Raw genomic sequence first — 15349 nt, forward strand, 5'->3', positions numbered from 1 at the left:
GCGCGCTCCGCGCTCACCTGTGATCACCTTTTTATGGGAAAGGTTGATTCAGGCGGTTTTATGCACATGCGAAACCCGGGAAGTGCCGGATTCTGCGGGCTCGGAGGGCCTTCATTGGCTGCATCCGGACGCGGATATGGGGCTAGCGGGCTTTTGAGCGCGGCCAAACTTAAGTGCCGCGCCCCAAATTGTCAAACCAAATTGGAATGTCTGACCGGTTCTGTACCCGCAGGATCTTCCGTGTGGGGCGCGGGTGGCAGGGATTTTGCCTGTTGGAGTGGGGAATCTGGCGCGGAAATTTGGGTTGGTTGAAACAGGCGCTTCATACCTTGGTCTGGTATGTGGCGCGGTTTCCAACTGCTACAAAGCCGCCAACAACGGACTGCGGTTCGTTGTGTTTTGAAATTTGAATGCCTATAATCCGCGCGGCTTGCGCCTTGGTAAGGCCACTTTGTACAAGACCTCTACAGGTTGTGTGAATAGTGATCGGCAAGCTCGCCCGGGATACAGAAAATATTCGGGCGCCCCGTCTTTCAGGGCAACAAGGTGTTATTCCTGTGAACAAGAACAGACCTGTCAATTTAGACATTTCTACTATCAAGCTCCCTGCGCCAGCGTTGGTTTCCATTCTGCATCGGGTTTCCGGTGTGGTGCTCTTCGCCGTGGTTGCGCTTTTATTGTGTATGCTGGATTCCAGCCTGGAATCAGAGCAGGGTTTCCAAAAAGTAGCCGACTTTTTTACCAGTGTCCCGGCCAAGCTGGTCTTGTGGGCATCTCTGGCTGCGCTCATTTACCACTTGATCGCGGGTGTGCGTCACCTGCTGATGGATTTGGGCTTGGGTGAAAGTCTCGAAGGTGGTCGTCGCGGCGCCGTCATCGTACTGGTGCTTTCCGTTGTACTCATTCTGCTGGCGGGGGTTCTGGTATGGTAAAGGCAGTTACTGGTTTCGGTCGTAGCGGTCTGTACGACTGGTTCATTCAGCGGGTCAGTGCCGTAGTGCTGGTCGCTTACACCCTCTTTATAGTGGGTTTTATTTTTCTCTCCAAAGATTTTGGCTACGCCAGCTGGTCCGCGCTGTTTGAACAGCGTTGGGTGCGCGTATTCAGCCTGGTTGCCCTGTTCTCCACCATTGCTCATGCCTGGATCGGTCTCTGGTCTGTGGTGACCGACTACCTCACCAACCGAATGATGGGCGGCAAAGCGACCGTTCTGCGTATTCTGGTTGAAGTACTGCTGGGCGCAGTCGCCGTGTTCTACGCGGTGTGGGGCATTGAAATTCTGTGGGGTGTGTAAGTCATGTCGAATATGCGAACAATAACCTTTGACGGTATCGTAATTGGCGGCGGCGGCGCGGGTATGCGCGCGGCGCTGCAGATGGCCCAGTCCGGTTTCAAGACTGCGGTAATCACCAAAGTATTCCCGACCCGTTCGCACACGGTTTCCGCCCAGGGCGGTATCACCTGTGCGATTGCCAGCGATGACCCCAATGACGATTGGCGCTGGCACATGTACGACACCGTCAAAGGCTCCGACTATATCGGTGACCAGGACGCGATCGAGTACATGTGTTCCGTAGGTCCGGAAGCCGTGTTCGAACTGGAGCACATGGGGCTGCCGTTCTCCCGTACTAAAGAAGGACGCATCTATCAGCGTCCGTTTGGTGGCCAGTCCAAGGACTACGGCCGCGGTGGTCAGGCGGCGCGTACCTGTGCGGCAGCTGACCGTACCGGCCACGCCCTGCTGCACACGCTGTACCAGAACAACGTCAAGCACAATACCGTATTCCTGAACGAGTGGTTCGCGGTAGACCTGGTCAAGAACCAGGATGGCGCTGTTGTCGGTGTGATCGCGATCTGTATCGAAGACGGTGAAGTGGTTTTCATCAAGTCCAAGGCGACTGTATTTGCGACCGGTGGTGCCGGCCGTATCTTCGCTTCCACCACCAATGCGCACATCAACACCGGCGACGGTGTGGGTATGGCCCTGCGCGCCGGTATGCCGGTGCAGGACATCGAGATGTGGCAGTTCCACCCGACCGGTATTGCCGGCGCTGGGGTACTGGTTACTGAAGGCTGTCGTGGTGAGGGCGGCTACCTGATCAACAAGGACGGCGAGCGCTTTATGGAGCGTTACGCGCCCAACGCCAAAGACCTGGCTTCCCGCGATGTGGTGGCCCGCTCCATGGTACTGGAGATCCTCGACGGCCGTGGTGCCGGCGAGAATGGCGACCACGTATTCCTGAAGCTGGATCACCTGGGTGAAGAGCTGCTGCACAGCCGTTTGCCGGGTATCTGTGAACTGGCGAAGACCTTTGCCCACGCCGACCCGGTCAAAGAGCCGATCCCGGTTGTCCCGACCTGTCACTACATGATGGGCGGTATCCCGACCAACGTTCACGGCCAGGCCCTGACTCAGGACGCCTCCGGCAATGACCATGTGATCGACGGTTTCTACGCCTGTGGCGAGGTTGCCTGTGTATCCGTACACGGTGCCAACCGTCTCGGTGGCAACTCGCTGCTGGACCTGGTGGTATTCGGTCGCGCATCCGGCCTGTTCATCGAAAAAGCCCTGCGCGAAGGTATTGAGAACCGCGAAGCATCCGAGTCGGATATCGAAGCGGCCATGGCGCGCCTGAACCGCCTCGAAACCACCAACGACGGCGAATCAGCCGCGGACCTGCGCACCGAGCTGCAGGGTGTCATGCAGAACCACTTCGGTGTATTCCGTCGCGGCGATTACATGGCCGAAGGTGTCAAGAAGCTGGAAGGTCTACGCGAACGTATCGCGAACGTCCGTCTGGATGACAAGTCCCGCGCATTCAACACTGCACGTATCGAAGCGCTGGAGCTGCAAAACCTGCTGGAAGTAGCCGAAGCGACTGCCATCGCTGCGGAAGTCCGTACCGAGAGCCGTGGTGCTCATGCCCGCGAAGACTTCCAGGAGCGCGACGACGAGAACTGGCTGTGCCACTCCATGTACTTCCCTGCGGAAAAGCGTGTTGGCAAGCGTGCGGTTAACTTCACGCCCAGCACCGTGGAAGCTTTCGAGCCGAAAGCGCGTACTTATTAATTCGGGAGCGGAAAGACCATGTTGAAAGTAAGCATCTACCGTTACAACCCGGACACCGATTCTGCGCCGTACATGCAGGATTACGATCTCGATACCCAGGGCAAGGACCTGATGGTGTTGGACGTACTGGAACTGCTGAAGGCTCAGGACCCGAGCCTGGCGTTCCGCCGCTCCTGCCGTGAGGGCGTATGCGGCTCCGACGGCATGAATATTTCAGGCAAGAACGGTCTTGCCTGTATCATGCCGATCTCTGAAGCGGCGCCGAAAGGCAAGCTGGTACTGCGCCCGCTGCCCGGTCTGCCGGTCATTCGTGACCTGGTGGTGGACATGGAGCAGTTCTACACCCAGTACAAGAAAATCGAACCTTACCTGCAGAACGATTCACCGGCCCCGGCCATCGAACGCCTGCAGTCCCCGGAAGAGCGCGAAAAGCTGGATGGCCTCTACGAGTGTATTCTCTGTGCCTGTTGTTCCACCGCTTGCCCGTCCTTCTGGTGGAACCCCGACAAGTTCATCGGCCCGGCAGGCCTGCTGCAGGCATACCGCTTCCTGGCGGACAGCCGCGACGAAGCTACCGATGAGCGCCTCGGGAAACTGGACGACCCGTTCAGCGTATTCCGCTGCCACGGGATCCAGAACTGTGTGAACGTATGTCCCAAGGGCTTGAACCCCACTCGGGCCATCGGTCATATCCGCAATATGCTGATAACCCGCGCCGTGTAGGGAGTCCACTCCCGGGGGAACGCGGGTTCCCACCAAAAATAATCACAATTAGGCCGACAGCAAAGCAGGTGTCAGGCTTATACGAAAAAGGGGAGGTGTCTTTTTAGCGCCTCCCCTTTTGTGAGTGAAAGACAGGAAAGAGCGGCGTGAAATTCAAGGGTGCGCGCCGTCAACTGAGGTAGGCATTAATGCACGAAAGTACAATGGAGGAGCTCTGGCGTACTTCGCATATCTCTGGTGGCAACGCCGGATACGTGGAGGAGCTGTACGAGACCTATCTGCACGACCCAAGCGGTGTGCCGGAAGAATGGCGCAGTTATTTTGACAGCCTCCCGCGTGTCAATGGCGGTGATGTCTCACATGCCGCTATTCGTCAGCACTTCGAGCTGTTGGCGAAAAACCGTACCCGTCCTCTCGCCGCTCCCGGCGCCGGCTCTGTCAATGTGGAGCACGAGCGCAAGCAGATCAAAGTTCTGCAACTGATCAATTCCTACCGTCACCGCGGTCACAAAAAAGCCACCCTGGACCCGTTGGGTATCATGGCGCGCGAACAGGTGCCGGATCTGCAGCTAAACTACCATGGCCTCACGGAAGGGGATTTCGATACCACCTTCCAGACCGGCGATCTGTTTTTCGGCAACGGCGAAGCGACGCTGCGTGAAATTGTCGAAGGCCTCGAGAATACCTATTGCGGCAATCTCGGTGCAGAGATCATGCACCTGTCCAATCTGGACGAGCAGCAGTGGTTCCAGCAGCGCCTTGAGCGCAGCCAGTCGAAGCCTACCTTCGGCAACGATGTCCGCACCGAAATCCTGCAGCGTTTGTCTGCCGCTGAAGGTCTTGAGCGCCACCTGGATTCCAAATACCCGGGAACCAAACGCTTTGGCGTGGAAGGCGGCGAGAGCCTGATTCCGCTGATGGATGCACTGATCCGACGCTCCGGTACCTACAGCGTCAAAGAAATCGTGATCGGCATGGCGCACCGCGGCCGTCTGAACACGCTGGTCAACATCCTGGGTAAAAACCCGGCGGACCTGTTCGAAGAATTCGAGGGCAAGAAAACCCTGGATACTTCCGGCGACGTGAAATATCACCAGGGCTTCTCTTCCAACGTGATGACCCCCGGCGGCGAAGTGCATCTGGCACTGGCATTCAACCCCTCGCACCTCGAGATCTGTGCGCCGGTGGTTGTCGGTTCCGTGCGCGCTCGTCAGGACCGTCGTGGCGACAGCGCCGGCGAGAAAGTGATGCCGATCAATATCCACGGTGATGCGGCGTTCGCCGGCCAGGGCGTGGTGCAGGAAACCCTGCAGATGTCCCAGACCCGGGGCTACTACACCGGCGGCAGTATTCACCTGGTGCTGAACAACCAGGTGGGCTTCACTACCAGCAAACGCGAAGACGCCCGCTCCACCGAGTACTGTACCGATGTCGCGAAGATGATCGACGCTCCGGTACTGCACGTAAATGGTGATGATCCGGAAGCGGTTGTGCTCGCGGGCTTGCTCGCCGTGGACTACCGCTACGAGTTCAAGAAAGACATCGTCATCGACCTGGTGTGTTACCGCCGTCGCGGCCACAACGAGACCGATGATCCGTCTGGTACCCAGCCGCTGATGTACCAGACCATCCGCAAGCACAAGACCACGCGTACCCTCTATGCCGAAAAGCTGATCGCTGAGGGCGTGGTAAGCAAGGCGGAAGCCGACAAGCTGGCCAATGACTACCGGGACAAGCTGGACCGCGGTGAAGATGTGGCCACCGGTCTGGTGAAAAAGCCTGACGAGTCCATGTTCGTCGACTGGCGCCCCTACCTGAACCACGAGTGGACCGCGGAAGGCGACACCAGCTTCGAGCTGACAAAGCTGAAAGATGTGGCCACCCGTATGACGACCGTTCCCGACGGCATCGTGATGCAGCGTCAGGTGTCCAAGATTTATGAAGACCGCCGCAAGATGGCCGGTGGGGCGCTGCCCCTGAACTGGGGCATGGCGGAAACCCTGGCCTACGGAACGCTGCTGGAAGAGGGCTTTATGGTCCGCTTTGCCGGTGAGGACGTTGGTCGCGGTACCTTCTCCCACCGCCACGCGGTGATTCACAGCCAGAAAGATGGGCAGAGCTACGTACCCCTGCAGCATATGTTTGAAGGCCAGCCGCGTTTCGACATCTACGATTCGCTGCTGTCCGAGGAAGCGGTACTGGCCTTCGAATACGGCTACGCCACGACCACCCCGAAATCCCTGGTGGTGTGGGAAGCGCAGTTTGGTGACTTCGCCAACGGTGCCCAGGTCGTCATCGACCAGTTCATCACTTCCGGTGAGCACAAGTGGGGCCGCATGTGTGGCCTGGTGATGTTGCTGCCGCACGGCTATGAAGGTCAGGGACCAGAGCACTCCTCTGCGCGCCTTGAGCGCTTCATGCAGCTGTGCGCCGAGCACAATATCCAGGTGTGTAATGCCACCACCCCGGCACAGATTTTCCACCTGCTGCGCCGCCAGGCCGTGCGCCCGATGCGCCGTCCGCTGGTGATCATGAGCCCGAAGTGGATCCTGCGCCACAAACTGGCCACCTCCACCTTGGACGAGCTGGCCGAAGGACAATTCCACAACGTGATCGGCGACCAGGGCGTAGACCCGGCCAAGGTCAAGCGCCTGGTACTTTGCTCCGGGAAGGTTTACTACCACTTGCTGGAAGCGCGAATGGAGCGTGAGCAGGAAGATGTGGCACTGGTGCGCATCGAGCAGCTCTATCCGTTCCCGGACGACGAGTTCCTGGCTGCGGTATCCGCATTCAAGAACATCAAGAGCGTCGCCTGGTGTCAGGAAGAGCCGATGAACCAGGGGGCCTGGTACTCCAGTCAGCACCACCTGCGTCGTCTGCTGAACGAAGCACATCCAAAACTGGAGCTGGAATATGTCGGCCGCGCGGCTTCTGCTGCACCGGCGGCGGGCTATATGTCCACGCACCTGGAAGAACAGAATACGTTCATCAATGAGGCGCTGACTGTCAAATAAGGCAGCAGTACAACGAAGAGCAATCTCAGGAAACAGGAACAATGACCATCGAGATTAAAGCGCCAACTTTCCCGGAATCCGTTCAGGACGGCACTGTTGCCACCTGGCACAAACAACCGGGTGAAGCCGTGTCCCGCGATGAACTGATCGTGGATATTGAAACCGACAAAGTGGTGCTGGAAGTTGTTGCACCCGCAGACGGCGCCATCAGCGAAATTATCAAGGGAGAGGGCGACACCGTTCTCTCCAACGAAGTGATCGCCAAGTTCGAGGAAGGTGCCGGCGGCAGCGCTGGTGACTCTTCCGAAGCGGCACCTGCTGCAGAAGAAAAGGCGGAGGCTCCGGCTCCCGCTGGCGGCGAGAAAATCGCCATGCCTTCCGCGAAAAAAATGGCCGCGGAAAAGGGCGTCGACATTGCGGGTGTTGAAGGAACCGGCAAAGGTGGTCGCGTTCTGAAAGAAGACGTGATGAAAGCGGGCTCTGCACCGGCCGCCGCTGCTGCTCCGGCCGCTGCCGCCGAGGTCGCCGTTGCACCGGGTGAGCGCGTTGAGAAGCGTGTACCGATGACGCGCATGCGCAAGCGCATCGCCGAGCGCCTGCTGGATGCATCCCAGTCCACTGCCATGCTCACTACGTTCAACGAAGTGAACATGAAGCCGATCATGGACTTGCGTAAAAACTACAAAGACCTGTTCGAGAAGACCCACAATGGCACCCGCCTGGGCTTTATGGGCTTCTTCGTAAAAGCGGCCACTGAAGCGCTGAAGCGTTACACCGCCGTGAATGCCTCCATCGACGGCAACGATATCGTGTATCACGGTTACCAGGACATCGGTGTAGCGGTTTCCTCGCCGAAAGGCCTGGTGGTGCCGGTACTGCGCAATGCCGAGCACATGGGTCTTGCGGACATCGAAAACAACATCCGCGACATGGGCCTGCGCGCGCGTGACGGCAAGCTGACCATCGAAGAAATGACCGGCGGCACCTTTACCATCACCAACGGTGGTGTATTCGGTTCCCTGCTGTCCACCCCGATCCTGAACCCGCCGCAGACCGCAATTCTGGGCATGCACAAAATTCAGGAGCGCCCGATGGCGGTCGACGGAAAAGTAGAAATCCTGCCGATGATGTACCTGGCACTGTCTTACGATCACCGACTGATCGACGGCAAGGAAGCGGTTGGCTTCCTGGTTGCGATCAAGGAAATGATCGAAGATCCGGCGCGCATCCTGCTGGAAGTCTAAGCCGTCCGATTTTTGGAGATAGGGCGGTTAGCCGGTGTCCGGTGATCGCCCGAAACATATGAGCCTGTTTTTGATGCAGGCATCAGCGGCACCAAGACCGCCTCAGGGAATGCCGGGAAGATCCCCGGCCATGCGGATTCAAGTCCGCATACGTTGAATCCACACAAATTTGGAACAGACCATGTCAGAAAAATTTGACGTAATAGTAATCGGCTCTGGCCCCGGTGGTTATGTAGCCGCGATTCGCGCAGCGCAGTTGGGTCTGAAAACTGCCTGTGTTGAAAAATGGACCAATAAAGAAGGCAAGGTCGTCAACGGCGGTACCTGCCTGAACGTGGGTTGTATCCCTTCCAAGGCGCTGCTGGACAGCTCCTGGAAATACCACGAAGCGAAAGACGCTCTCGACGTACACGGCATCGATACCGGCAAGGTAAAGATTGACGTCAAGAAAATGATCGAGCGCAAAGCAGGTGTTGTGAAGCAGATGTCCGGTGGCATCTCCGGCCTGTTCATGGCCAACAAGGTCACTTCTATCCAGGGCACCGGCAAGCTGCTGTCTGGCAAGAAAGTGGAAGTTACCGACAAAGACGGTAAATCCACGACCTACGAAGCTGAAAACGTAATTCTGGCTTCCGGTTCTGTACCTGTGAACATTCCGCCGGCCCCGGTAGATGACAAGTTCATCGTTGACTCCACTGGTGCACTGGAATTCACCGAAGTACCCAAGCGTCTGGGCGTGATCGGTGCCGGTGTTATCGGTCTGGAGCTGGGCTCCGTATGGAGTCGTCTGGGTTCCGACGTTGTTGTTCTGGAAGCCCTCGACAGCTTCCTCGCCATCATGGATCAGCAGATCGCCAAAGAGTCGCAGAAGATCTTCAAGAAGCAGGGCCTGGACATTCGCCTGTCCTGCCGCGTGACGGGCAGTGAAGTAAAAGGCAAGGAAGTCGTTGTTACCTATGAAGACAAAGACGGCAAAGAGCACAAGGAAACCTTCGACAAGCTGATCGTGTGTGTGGGCCGTCGTCCGTACACCGAAGGCCTACTGTCTGAAGATGCCGGTGTGAAGATGGACGAGCGCGGTTTCATCTACGTCAACGACCTGTGCATGACTTCTGCGCCGGGCGTATGGGCTGTCGGTGACGTGGTGCGCGGACCTATGCTGGCGCACAAGGCATCTGAGGAAGGCGTTGTGGTTGCTGAGCGTATCGCCGGTCAGAAACCCATGATGAACTACGACGTGATCCCGAACGTGATCTACACTCACCCGGAAATCGCTGCGGTAGGTCGTACCGAAGAGCAGGTAAAAGCCGATGGTGAGCCCTACAATGTCGGTGTTTTCCCGTTTGTTGCTTCCGGCCGCGCCGTGGCCGCGAACGATACCAGCGGCATGGTAAAAATCATCGCCCACGCAGAGACTGATCGCGTACTCGGCGCCCACATTGTTGGCCCGTCTGCCGCCGATCTGGTGCAGCAGGTGGCGATTGCGATGGAGTTTGGCTCCAGCGCAGAAGACATCGGCATGACTGTATTCGGTCATCCGACCCTGTCTGAAACCGTGAAGGAAGCCGCGCTGGCGGTGAACGGCCACGCGATTCATATCGCCAACCGTAAAAAGCGCAAGTAAGCGACTCGCAGTTTCGGGGCGGTAACCCGGTTATCGTCCCGGTTTCATTTCAGAGTTCTGGTACTGCAAAGAAGCAAACCAGAAATTCTGTCTAAAGGTGCAGAGCAATCTGCAATTGGTAAACACATTTCAAATGTGAATTGGTATTGACTATGAACTTGCATGAGTATCAGGGCAAACAACTGTTTGCAGCATACGGATTGCCGGTTTCCAAAGGCATCGCAGCGGAAACCCCGGCAGCAGCAGCAGCGGCAGCAGACGAAATCGGCGGAGACAAGTGGGTTGTTAAAGCCCAGGTACACGCCGGCGGCCGCGGTAAAGCGGGCGGCGTGAAGCTGGTGGACTCCAAAGCGGAAATTGAAGAATTCGCCAAAAAGTGGCTGGGTAACAATCTGGTAACTTACCAGACAGACGAAAACGGCCAGCCGGTTTCCCGCATTCTGGTAGAAACCTGCACCGACATCGACCAGGAACTGTACCTGGGCGCGGTCGTTGACCGTTCCACCCGTCGCATCGTTTTTATGGCCTCCACCGAAGGCGGTGTTGAGATCGAGAAGGTTGCGGAAGAGACCCCGGAAAAAATCCTGAAAGCCACCATCGACCCGCTGGTAGGCGCTCAGCCTTACCAGGCGCGCGAGCTGGCATTCCAGCTGGGCCTGGAAGGCGACCAGATCAAGCAGTTCACCAAGATCTTCCTGGGCCTCGCCAAGATGTTCGAAGAGAAAGATCTGGCCCTGCTGGAAATCAACCCGCTGGTAATCACCCCAGAGAAAAACCTGCACTGCCTCGACGCCAAGATCGTGATCGACAGCAACGCGCTGTATCGTCACCCGGATCTGCGTGAAATGCACGACCCGTCTCAGGAAGACGAGCGTGAAGCACACGCTGCCAGGTGGGACCTGAACTACGTAGCGCTGGATGGCAACATCGGCTGCATGGTAAACGGTGCCGGCCTGGCCATGGGTACCATGGATATCGTGAACCTGCACGGCGGCAAGCCGGCCAACTTCCTGGACGTTGGTGGTGGTGCGACCAAAGAGCGCGTGGTTGAAGCGTTCAAGATCATCCTGTCTGACGAAAACGTGAAGGCAGTACTGATCAACATCTTCGGCGGCATCGTTCGCTGCGACATGATTGCAGAAGGCGTTATCGGCGCAGTTAAAGAGGTTGGCGTTAAGATTCCGGTTGTTGTTCGCCTTGAAGGTAACAACGCAGACCTGGGCGCCAAAGTACTGAGCGACAGCGGTCTGAATATTATCGCGGCCACCAGCCTGACCGACGCGGCAGAGCAAGTGGTTAAAGCTGCGGAGGGTAAATAATCATGTCAGTACTGATTAACAAAGATACCAAAGTAATCTGTCAGGGCTTCACTGGCTCCCAGGGTACTTTCCACTCCGAGCAAGCCATCGAGTACGGTACAAAAATGGTCGGCGGTGTAACCCCGGGCAAGGGCGGCCAGACTCACCTGGGCCTGCCGGTGTTCAACACCGTGAAAGAAGCTGTAGAAGCTACCGGCGCAGAAGCGTCTGTGATCTACGTACCGGCGCCGTTCTGTAAGGACTCCATCCTGGAAGCGGCGAACGGCGGTATCAAGCTGATCGTATGCATCACCGAAGGCATTCCTACCATGGATATGCTGGATGCCAAGGTTAAATGTGACGAGCTGGGCGTACGCCTGATCGGCCCGAACTGCCCGGGCGTGATTACTCCGGGTGAGTGCAAGATCGGCATCATGCCGGGTCACATCCACAAGCCGGGTAAAGTGGGCATCGTTTCCCGCTCTGGCACCCTGACCTATGAAGCGGTCAAGCAGACTACCGACCACGGCTTCGGCCAGTCCACCTGCGTGGGCATCGGTGGCGACCCCATCCCGGGCTCCAACTTCATCGACATTCTGGAAATGTTCCAGAACGACCCGCAGACCGAAGCGATCGTAATGATCGGCGAGATCGGTGGTTCTGCTGAAGAAGAAGCGGCTGCTTACATCAAGGCAAACGTCACCAAGCCGGTGGTTTCCTACATCGCTGGTGTAACCGCTCCTCCTGGCAAGCGCATGGGCCACGCTGGTGCGATCATCTCCGGTGGTAAAGGCACCGCGGACGAGAAGTTCGCAGCGCTGGAAGACGCTGGTGTTAAAACCGTCCGCTCCCTGGCGGAAATCGGTAATGCTCTGAAGGAAATCACTGGCTGGTAATCAGCTATTGCTTCTGATGCATAAAAAAAGCTGCCTTCGGGCAGCTTTTTTTATGCCTGTAGCTCGAATTCCTGGTTAATCCTGCTGTCTCTCCTGGTGGCGGGAATCCTTGCCTCCCAGGCAGTTTGTTGGTAACTTCGAAAGCCCAATGCGCCAATGTTTGCCACGCCAATTCAGGAACAATTACGTTTCAGGGCATTTCTGGGTAATCGTCGTAACGGCTGCTAGGCCGAGGAAGTGGCTTCACATAGCAAATTGGCAAGGCTATGTGGTCGACTTGAATGGAAAGTCAAAATATTCAAAAGGGAGTTTTAAGTGTGAGAACAGTGCCTGGTAAACCGACTCGGTTAGACGTCCAGAGTATCTCTATGCAACTTTTGTATAGAGGCTTTTCGAAGATGCCGTTGATACCGACGAGCGCGCGATACAACATTACTCTGTCTCATAGCCAGAAGTTTGTATGGTATCGCGTTGCGAAAGTTGGTACGCGAACTATTTTTAATCACCTGAAAGATAGTGGCGTTCCTCTTGATGTGGAGCACGCAAGTTGGCTCCATTACCCTGTGAAATCTTTTGAAGACTATTTCAAGTTTGCGTTCGTACGCAATCCCTGGGATAGGGTCGTCTCCTGTTGGCGCAACAAGGTTTCGAAGAGCGCCAACAAGAATTTCTTTCAGCTACCGGAGTCGAAGGCTAAAACTCTTCAAACCTTTGAAGGGTTTGTGGACTTCCTGTCTACCGTTGATATAAAAAACTGCGACCGTCATATACGCGCGCAGTCGGCACTGATTGATCTAAACTCGGTTGATTATATTGGCCGAATGGAGACGTTTAATGACGATGTTGATTATGTCTTCAAGAAGCTGAAGTTGCCTGAAAAGGAAATGGTCAGCCGAAATGTGACGTCGTCGGAAACATCCTACAAGCAATATTATTCGGACGACTTGGCCAGCAAGGTTGCCAAAATCTACCGCAAAGATATTCAGGTATTCGGGTACGAATTTTAACGTTGTTTTACTTTTGATTTTTTCTGCGTATACGTCCGCACTCAGAAGCTGCTCCCGGGCAGCTTTTTTGTGCCTACGCAAGCTTGCCTATCGCTGTTTTCACTAGCTAATGCCGTGTTCTGCGGCTAGCCGATCCAAAGGACTGAGAGTATCGTTTGCATGTTCTCCTATGACATGGGTATAGATCATCGTTGTCTTGACGTCACTGTGTCCCAGTAATTCCTGGATAGTACGAATATCCGTACCAGCAGCGAGCAAGTGCGTGGCAAATGAATGCCGAAAAGTATGGCAGCTGGCCGCCTTCCGGATCTCTGCCTTGCCAATCGCACGAGCCACGGCGCGCCGTACCTGTTGTTCGCGTATATGATGCCGGCGCATCACTTGCATGCTAGGGCAGAATGCAGGCCCATCAGCAGGGAAGACATACAGCAAGGCCGTTTTATCGTGCTTCGCACTAACAGAGTTGGCCTCTGGTCGATAAATAGCCCCAACCCCTTCTTCACAGTCCCTGCGATGCAATGCCATCGCCATCTCAACCTGAGCCTGCAGCGGCGCAACCAGTGCCGCAGGCAACAGCGTACGGCGTGCCTTATTACCCTTGGCCTCGTTCACTGTTATTGCTTGCTGCTCAAAATCAAAATCCTGTATTCGTAGACGTACGGCTTCCATTACACGCAATCCGGAGCCGTACATCAGCGATGCGACGAGCCAGCTTTCTCCCTTTAGGAAAGAAAGTATCCTCATCGCTTCATCTTGACTGAATACAACAGGCAGCTTTCTCCCTTTATTGGCACGGGTAAAATTCAAAGTTCCAATATCGAGGCGCAGAAACTGCCGATAGAGAAAGACCACAGCATTGAGCGCCGTTTTCTGGGTATTGATTGATACCGATCGATCACAAGCAAGGTGACGGAGCCAATCGTCGATGTGCTCTCCATTGAGGTGCTCCGGCCTCTGCATACCATGAAACCGGATGTAGCCTCGAATCCAACGGCAGTAAGTTTCTTCCGTCCTGAATGCTAGTCGCTTTGCGCGCATGAATGCTCGTAAGCGATCCATAAACTTAACTGGGGGAGAGGGTAGAGGGCGAGGTACGTCTTCCATGTTTGACCCCTTAGACAAATGAAATGTATGAATATACAGTATTTTGTCTATTTTCTGTCCCTCGTCAATTACAATCGATTACACTGCCCTATATCTACCGAGAGTTACCAGTCCCCAGAAAAAAATCTATATATATCAGAGAGTTAATTTAGCTTTGTGGAGTTGAGATAGTGGGCAGCATGATCAATTTTGTGCTCCCCAGTGGACCGGGCGAATGGCCGGAAACCTTGACGCCGCAAGGGCTAGCGCGCATTCTTGTCGTAAATAATCACGGTGGATAGCGGGCGGCAGAATATGGCGCACATCGCCCACGATATAACTGTTAACTGCAATTAGTCGGCAAAGTCCGGATAGATAATGAAAATAAGTATTATCAAAGATCATGTTATCGGCGGGGTATCGTACTTCGTTTTATGTATGGCGATAGCCATGCTTTTTCTGAATACTCTGTCCACTGATGATGAAATTATTCGCTTACTCGGCAAGAGCTTCCTATTGGCGTTGGGTTACTATGCCGCAGTTGCAGGTCCTTTAGTAGCGTATGGCAAGGGCTGTCAAAAGCAGGATGGTAAAGGCTGGCGAGCCACGTTTGCAGTCGTGTACGTAATTTACTCGCTTCTTTTCATCGGTATCGTCAGCTTGGTGGCCTACGTTGCATTCAGCAGTTAACAAAGCCAGGCAGGATGCTCCGGGCCTTCGGCCCTCCGCGGGACAGCTTACCTTGTGCACTTTTTGCGCGGGTCGCTGCGCTCCCATTTTCGCGCAAAACGCGCACAAGGTAAGCTGCCCCTGCTGGCGGCGTTATGCATAAAATCACATGAAGTTCGCAATTGAATACAAGCTTGAAGATCACGGATGGGCGACTGTCGTACTAACTGACGGGAAAAAATCATGCGACTCGGCAGTTTCATATCTGCATGATAGTCTCGGTGAACTTGCTCAAATGGCTGTTGACTTAAAAAACGGAGTTAAAGAATCGAAAGTTGTGTTTATGGATGAGCCAGGTGAATTACAGTTTTTAGTTTCGGTAGAAAACGAAGTGGCATCTTACGAAGCTCGTTGGTTTAGTGATTGGGCGAGCTGGAATATGCATCCGGAATCAGATTACAAATCGGTTCTATCTGGCAAATGCAAAACGCAGAGAATTATTCAACAAATATCAACGGTACTGTGGAATATTCATCAAAATATAGGTCCAGAACAATATAAGGAGCGTTGGGTGGAGCACGATTTTCCTTTAAAACAGTTTAGAGAGCTAGCAAATGCATAACAAACCGCTGCACTCTGACACATACTGCTACGCTCGTTTTTGTGTGTGTCGCTGCGCTCCATTTTCACACAAAAACGCTCTCCGCAGTATGTGCAGGTG

At 55.2% G+C, this 15349-nt stretch carries 13 protein-coding genes; 12 read left to right on the forward strand and 1 reads right to left on the reverse strand.

All coding sequences use genetic code 11. From position 1 onward, the window contains the following. Window positions 1–557: 557 nt before the first annotated feature. The 10 genes from sdhC to GTQ55_RS05390 all read left to right on the forward strand — a co-directional run bounded on the left by sdhC (window position 558) and on the right by GTQ55_RS05390 (window position 12876). Window positions 558–932, forward strand: a complete 375-nt coding sequence (gene sdhC, locus GTQ55_RS05345; protein WP_161860024.1) for a succinate dehydrogenase, cytochrome b556 subunit — start codon at window positions 558–560, stop codon at window positions 930–932. After that, window positions 926–1294, forward strand: coding sequence for a succinate dehydrogenase, hydrophobic membrane anchor protein (gene sdhD, locus GTQ55_RS05350; RefSeq protein ID WP_161857806.1), 369 nt, complete (start codon window positions 926–928; stop codon window positions 1292–1294). The genes sdhC and sdhD overlap by 7 nt, the downstream gene beginning before the upstream one ends. Before the next feature lie 3 nt (window positions 1295–1297). Then, complete coding sequence (gene sdhA / locus GTQ55_RS05355; RefSeq protein ID WP_161857807.1) at window positions 1298–3070, forward strand: succinate dehydrogenase flavoprotein subunit; 1773 nt, start codon at window positions 1298–1300, stop codon at window positions 3068–3070. An 18-nt stretch (window positions 3071–3088) separates the two neighbouring features. Further along, the gene (locus GTQ55_RS05360) at window positions 3089–3793 is read left to right on the forward strand and encodes a succinate dehydrogenase iron-sulfur subunit (protein ID WP_161857808.1); all 705 of its coding nucleotides are present in this window, start codon (window positions 3089–3091) and stop codon (window positions 3791–3793) included. Window positions 3794–3981: 188 nt separating this feature from the next. Next, the gene (locus GTQ55_RS05365) at window positions 3982–6807 is read left to right on the forward strand and encodes a 2-oxoglutarate dehydrogenase E1 component (RefSeq protein ID WP_161857809.1); all 2826 of its coding nucleotides are present in this window, start codon (window positions 3982–3984) and stop codon (window positions 6805–6807) included. A 41-nt stretch (window positions 6808–6848) separates the two neighbouring features. Beyond that, a complete protein-coding gene (odhB, locus tag GTQ55_RS05370) occupies window positions 6849–8051 on the forward strand; it encodes a 2-oxoglutarate dehydrogenase complex dihydrolipoyllysine-residue succinyltransferase (RefSeq protein ID WP_161857810.1) in 1203 nt (400 codons plus the stop codon). A gap of 181 nt (window positions 8052–8232) precedes the next feature. Further along, window positions 8233–9675 carry a dihydrolipoyl dehydrogenase gene (gene lpdA / locus GTQ55_RS05375; RefSeq protein WP_161857811.1) on the forward strand — a complete coding sequence of 481 codons (1443 nt, stop codon included), beginning with the start codon at window positions 8233–8235 and terminating at the stop codon, window positions 9673–9675. A 152-nt stretch (window positions 9676–9827) separates the two neighbouring features. Next, entirely contained in the window at window positions 9828–10994 is a 1167-nt protein-coding gene (gene sucC, locus GTQ55_RS05380; RefSeq protein ID WP_161857812.1) for an ADP-forming succinate--CoA ligase subunit beta, read from the forward strand. A gap of 2 nt (window positions 10995–10996) precedes the next feature. Next, window positions 10997–11869 (forward strand): succinate--CoA ligase subunit alpha, encoded by an 873-nt coding sequence (sucD, locus tag GTQ55_RS05385; protein WP_161857813.1) that lies wholly within the window; start codon window positions 10997–10999, stop codon window positions 11867–11869. A 368-nt stretch (window positions 11870–12237) separates the two neighbouring features. Continuing rightward, entirely contained in the window at window positions 12238–12876 is a 639-nt protein-coding gene (locus tag GTQ55_RS05390) for a sulfotransferase family protein (protein WP_161857814.1), read from the forward strand. Between the two features lie 102 nt (window positions 12877–12978). Here GTQ55_RS05390 and GTQ55_RS05395 read toward each other — a convergent pair whose 3' ends face one another. Next, window positions 12979–13980, reverse strand: a complete 1002-nt coding sequence (locus GTQ55_RS05395; RefSeq protein WP_161857815.1) for an integron integrase — start codon at window positions 13978–13980, stop codon at window positions 12979–12981. 357 nt (window positions 13981–14337) lie between these two features. Between GTQ55_RS05395 and GTQ55_RS05400 the strand changes: the two genes are divergently transcribed. Both GTQ55_RS05400 and GTQ55_RS05405 read left to right on the forward strand, forming a co-directional pair. After that, window positions 14338–14649 carry a hypothetical protein gene (locus GTQ55_RS05400; protein WP_161857816.1) on the forward strand — a complete coding sequence of 104 codons (312 nt, stop codon included), beginning with the start codon at window positions 14338–14340 and terminating at the stop codon, window positions 14647–14649. Window positions 14650–14797: 148 nt separating this feature from the next. After that, entirely contained in the window at window positions 14798–15250 is a 453-nt protein-coding gene (locus GTQ55_RS05405) for a hypothetical protein (protein WP_161857817.1), read from the forward strand. The last annotated feature ends 99 nt before the right edge of the window (window positions 15251–15349 follow it).

Origin of the sequence: Microbulbifer hydrolyticus (genome assembly GCF_009931115.1) — a bacterium.
In the GTDB taxonomy this organism is placed as follows: Bacteria; Pseudomonadota; Gammaproteobacteria; order Pseudomonadales; family Cellvibrionaceae; genus Microbulbifer; species Microbulbifer hydrolyticus.